Source organism: Mesorhizobium sp. P3_A9, assembly GCF_056402975.1.
Genome location: NZ_JBFUGJ010000442.1, coordinates 1 through 4084 on the forward strand (window position 1 = coordinate 1; position 4084 = coordinate 4084).

Here is a 4084-nt window from a genome sequence, read left to right on the forward strand (position 1 = left end):
GACCAAGATCTATCACACGGCGTCTGGCGACCTGCTGGCGCTGGACCGCTGCAGCCTCGATGTCAGAGCCAATGAAATCGTCTCCATCGTCGGCCCGTCAGGCTGCGGCAAGACCACGCTTTTGTGGTCGATGTCGGGCCTGCACAGCCTGACCAGCGGCGAGATAAGGCTCGACGGCAAGGCCATCACCGGCCCGCATCCCGATATCGGCATCGTCTTCCAGGAGGCGAACCTCCTGCCCTGGCGCAATCTCGATGCCAACATCCGCTTTCCCTTCGAGATCAAGGGCGAGAAGCCGGATCGTGCCTGGATCGCGCATCTGCTCAATCGGGTGGGGCTCGACGGCTTCGGTGGAAAATTCCCGCGCGAGCTGTCGGGTGGCATGCAGCAGCGCGCGGCGATCGTGCGGGCGCTGGCCCTAAAACCCTCGGTGCTGTTGATGGACGAGCCGTTCGGCGCGCTCGACAGCTTTACGCGCGAGGAGATGAACCGGCTGGTCGAGGAGATCTGGCTCGACACCAAGACCACCATCGTCTTCATCACCCACAGCATCGAGGAAGCGATTTTTCTCTCGGATCGCGTGGTGGTGCTGAGTGCGCGGCCGGGGCGCGTCGCCAAGGAATACCGCGTGCCGTTTCCACGGCCGCGTTCGCTGGAGATCATGGCGACCAAGGAGGTCTTCGACCTCACCAACCGGATCAAGATGGACATTGTCGGCGAGCGTACCAGACCGACGGCGCCGGAGCGCACCAGCGCCGAGATCGTGAGGATCAGGCCGTGAGCGATGCCATCCCGGAATTTTCCAAATCCAAATCGGGTGCCAAGTCCGGTGATGGCAAGGATGTCAGCCTGACCAATCTGTCGGCCTTCGCCAGCGGCCCCGGCATCAAGTCTGGCAAGGAAGTGGCGGCGATCATCGCCGTCGCCGTGGTCATCATCGGCGGCATCGAACTGGCCTTGCGGCTGTTCCATGTGCCGCTCTACATCATGCCGCCGCCGAGCTCGATCGCCTATGCGCTGTTCGACGAGTTCCCGCTGATCGCGCCGCATCTCGGCTACACGCTGGTCGAGCTGGTGTCCGGCTTTGCCATCGGCGCCGTCGTCGGGCTGGTGCTGGCCGCCGTCATCACCCAGTTCCCGTTCGCGGAAAAGATCGTCGCGCCCTACATTCTGCTTCTGGTCACCACGCCGATGCTGGCGCTGGTGCCGCTGCTCATCCTGCGCTTCGGCTTCGGCTACACGCCACGCATCATCGCGGTGGCGCTGGCCGCCGGGCCGATGGTGATGATCAACGCCGCCACCGGCTTTCGCCGCGTCGACAGCGCCAAGATCGCGCTGGCGCGGTCCTATGGCGCCAGCACCTTGCAGATCTTCTGGAAGATCCGCGCGCCGATGGCGCTGCCGATGATCCTGGTCGGGCTGATGATCGGCGCGATCTTCGGCCTGCTGACCGCCGTCGGCGCCGAGATGGTCGGCGGTGGCTTCGGCCTCGGCAACCGGCTGACCACCTATTCGTCGATGATCCAGATGCCGCAGTTCTTCGCCGTGGTGCTGATCCTGTCGACGCTCGGCATCCTGATCTACGTGCTGTTCTTCCTGATCGGCAAGAAGTGGGCGAGCTGGGAGGCTTGAAGATTTGAAGCAAGATGCCCGGGAGGCGGGCGGTGGACTGACGTCAAACAAAAAGGGGAAAGCGATGACCAAAGACAATTTCGTCCAACAGGCAGGGATCTCCCGCCGTTACTTCCTGCAGGTGACAGGCGCCGGTCTGGTGACGGCAACCGCGCTTGGCGCCACCGGCCTCAAGGCGAGGGCCGAGGCTTACGGCAAATTCACCTGGATTTCGCCGCGCGGCACGCTCGAAGTGCTTGACGATTATCCCTACTGGGCGGCCAAGAAGGCCGGCTATTTCGACGGGCTCGACACCGACATGCAGCCCGGCCCGTCTGACGGCACGGCGACAGTGAAGTTCGTCGATGTCGGCCAGGCCGATATGGGCTTCCCCTCACCCGGCGTGTTTTCCTTCGCCATCCAGAACGGCATGAAGCTGAAGTCGGTGTTCCACATGGGTGCCCGCGATACGTTCAGCATCGCCTTCCGCAAGGGCGAGGGATCGAACGATCTGAAGAAGCTCGAAGGCAAGACCATCCTGCTCGGCTCCGCCGCCTGGCAGTCGATCACCGATCCGCTGCTCGCCGCGCAAGGCGTCGACATAAAGAAGGTCAAATATGTCGAGGCCGGCTGGCCGACTTGGGGTACCGCCCTTGCCGGCGGCCAGGGCGACGCGGCACTTGCCTGGGAAGGGCTGCGCGCCGAATGGATCGCCAAGGGTCTCGACTTCGAATRCTGGCTCGGCGTGAAGAATTCGAAGCTGCCGGCCAACACTTTCGTGGTGCGCGCCGCCGATCTCGAGGATGCCGACAAGAAGGCGTTTTTGGAAAAATACCTGCGCGGCTGGGCGATGGGCCTCGAATTCGGCTACCAGAACCCGCGCGCGGCGGTCGAAGCGGTGTTCGAGCAGTTCCCGACGCTGGCCAAGAATCTCGGGCCGGAGCTCGGCACCACCTCGATCCTGCAGCAGATCAATGTCTTCCGCGGCGACATGGACAAGCGCGGCGGCTGGGGCTCGCACGACATGGCGAGCTGGCAGGGCTTCTTCGACGAGATCCACAAGATCGGCCAGATCACCAATCCGGTGAAGGCCGAGGATGTCTGCACCAACGATCTCATCCCGGCGGCCAACGACTTCGACAAGGCCAAGGTCAAGGCCGATGCCGACGGCGTCAAACTGTCGGAAGGCTTTGCCGCGCTCGATGTCGAGAAGATCAAGGCGCATCTGTTCGATTCGGCGGTGAAGTAAGCCGGCAACAGAACCGGGCGGCAACAGGGTTGCCGCCCGCAATCCATTGAAAGAAAGCATGGGAGGTGGCGGTGGCCGACAAGGTAAAAGTGCTGGTGGTGGGTCTCGGCAATATGGGTGCGTCGCATGCCAGCGCCTATCACCGCTCCGAGGGTTTTGAGATCGTCGGCATCATGAGCCGCTCGATCAAGAGCAACAAAAAGATCCCGGCGGAGTTGGCCGGCTATCCGCTTTATGAGGATTTCGACCTGGCATTGAAGGAGACGAAGCCGGATGCTGTCTCGATCAACAGCTGGCCGAACACGCATGCCGAATATGCGTTGAAGGCGATCGCGGCCAATTGCCATGTGTTCATGGAAAAGCCGCTTGCCACCAACATCGAGGATGCCGAGAAGGTTGTCGCGGCAGCACGGGCCAAGAAGCGCAAGCTGGTGCTCGGCTACATCCTGCGCGTCCACCCCTCGTGGATCAAGTTCATCGAGGTCGGCAAGACGCTCGGCAAGCCGCTGGTTATGCGGCTCAACCTCAACCAGCAGAGCAGCGGCAGCGCCTGGCACTGGCACAAGAACCTGATCGATTCGCTGATCCCGATCGTCGATTGCGGCGTGCACTATGTCGACGTCATGTGCCAGCTGACCGGCGCCAAGCCGGTGCGGGTGCATGGCATCGGCGCCAAATTGTGGGCCGAGGCCGACAAGCAGAATTACGGCCATCTGCACGTCACCTTCGATGACGGTTCGGTCGGCTGGTACGAGGCCGGCTGGGGCCCGATGATGAGCGAGACGGCCTATTTCGTGAAGGATGTGGTCGGCCCCAAGGGCGCGGTGTCGATCGTCGCCGGCCAGGCGCCGAGTACCGCCTCGGATGCCGAGGTTTCCAATTCGGCCGACATCGACCGCCACACCAAGACCGATGCGCTGAAGATCCACTACGCCGCAGTCGACGGTGACAAGAATTTCTCCAAACCTGACGAGATCGTCAGCATGGAGGACGAACCCGGCCACCAGGAGCTGTGCGACCGCGAGCAGGCCTTCTTCCTGCGCGCTATCCGTGAGGATCTCGATTTGACCGAGCAGATGGATGCCGCGGTCAACAGCCTGCGCATCGTGCTCGCCGCAGAGCAGAGCATCGCGCTCGGCCGGACGGTCGAGCTGGCCTGACGTCGGCGCCAGCCCCCTCATCCGGCCGCTTCGCGGCCACCTTCTCCCCGTGGGGGAGAAGAGA

Annotated in this window: 4 protein-coding genes; all 4 read left to right on the forward strand. The window is 63.0% G+C overall.

The window, feature by feature from the left end:
- Positions 1-781: ABC transporter ATP-binding protein (locus tag AC1DX0_RS32060; RefSeq protein WP_477358423.1), on the forward strand; the 781-nt coding region annotated here is incomplete at its 5' end.
- Positions 778-1632, forward strand: coding sequence for an ABC transporter permease (locus tag AC1DX0_RS32065; RefSeq protein WP_477223920.1), 855 nt, complete (start codon positions 778-780; stop codon positions 1630-1632). The genes AC1DX0_RS32060 and AC1DX0_RS32065, both read left to right, overlap by 4 nt.
- A 64-nt stretch (positions 1633-1696) precedes the next feature.
- Positions 1697-2860, forward strand: coding sequence for an ABC transporter substrate-binding protein (locus AC1DX0_RS32070; RefSeq protein WP_477358425.1), 1164 nt, complete (start codon positions 1697-1699; stop codon positions 2858-2860).
- Positions 2861-2931: 71 nt separating this feature from the next.
- Positions 2932-4020 carry a Gfo/Idh/MocA family protein gene (locus tag AC1DX0_RS32075; protein WP_477223922.1) on the forward strand — a complete coding sequence of 363 codons (1089 nt, stop codon included), beginning with the start codon at positions 2932-2934 and terminating at the stop codon, positions 4018-4020.
- The last annotated feature ends 64 nt before the right edge of the window (positions 4021-4084 follow it).